An 868-nucleotide genomic window follows, 5' to 3' on the forward strand; every position below is an offset into this window, starting at 1 on the left:
ATTACTTCGTAGCGCTTTCCTGCATTACTCGAATAACCCGCTGGGGAAACGGAATATCGATTCCCGCGCCTTTCAAACGATCACGTGCCAGTTCATTGAACATGAACATCACATCCCAATAATCCGAGGTCTTGGTCCAGACTCGCAGGGACACAGTGATTGAACTGTCGCCCAGGGTCGAAACCACGGCTGCCGGCGCAGGATCAGCCAGTACCCGTGGGTCCTTGGCCAGTTCCAACAGCACTTCGCGCGCTTTCTGCAGGTCGGCTTCGTAGTCGACACCCACATCAAATACCACTTTACGGGTCGGCTGACGGTTGGTGTTGGTGATGAGGCCGTTGGACAGGCTGCCGTTCGGGATGATCACCGTCTTGTTGTCGCCGGTGCGCAACACGGTGTGAAAGATCTGGATGCTGTCGACGGTACCGGAAGTGCCCTGGGCTTCGATCCAGTCACCAATGCGGAACGGGCGGAACAACAGAATCAGCACGCCGCCGGCAAAGTTCGCCAGGCTGCCTTGCAAGGCCAGGCCGATGGCCAGGGTAGCGGCACCGATCGCGGCAACGAACGACGTAGTTGCCACGCCGATCATCGAGGCCACGTTGACCACCAGCATGACCTTGAGCGCAATGTTCGCCAGGTTGGTAATGAAGTGTTGCAGCGCCAGGTCCGCATTACGCAGTGCCAGCAAACGCCCCACTCGGTGGGTCAAGACGTTGATCAGCCACCAACCGATGGCCAGGGTGACCACCGCCAGCAAAAATCGGCTGCCGTATTCCATGATCATCGGTAACCATGACTCCGAGCTCTTGATCAGGTGATCCACTTCAGCGTTCAAGTCCATCTACATTCTCCTGTTTACCGGATG

1 protein-coding gene is annotated in these 868 nt (G+C 57.1%); it reads right to left on the minus strand.

The features are described 5' to 3' along the window. Position 1: 1 nt before the first annotated feature. A complete protein-coding gene (locus JV201_RS23025) occupies positions 2–844 on the minus strand; it encodes a mechanosensitive ion channel family protein (RefSeq protein WP_219406080.1) in 843 nt (280 codons plus the stop codon). Positions 845–868 lie beyond the last annotated feature (24 nt).

Source organism: Pseudomonas sp. Colony2, assembly GCF_019382755.1.
Classification (GTDB): domain Bacteria; phylum Pseudomonadota; class Gammaproteobacteria; order Pseudomonadales; family Pseudomonadaceae; genus Aquipseudomonas.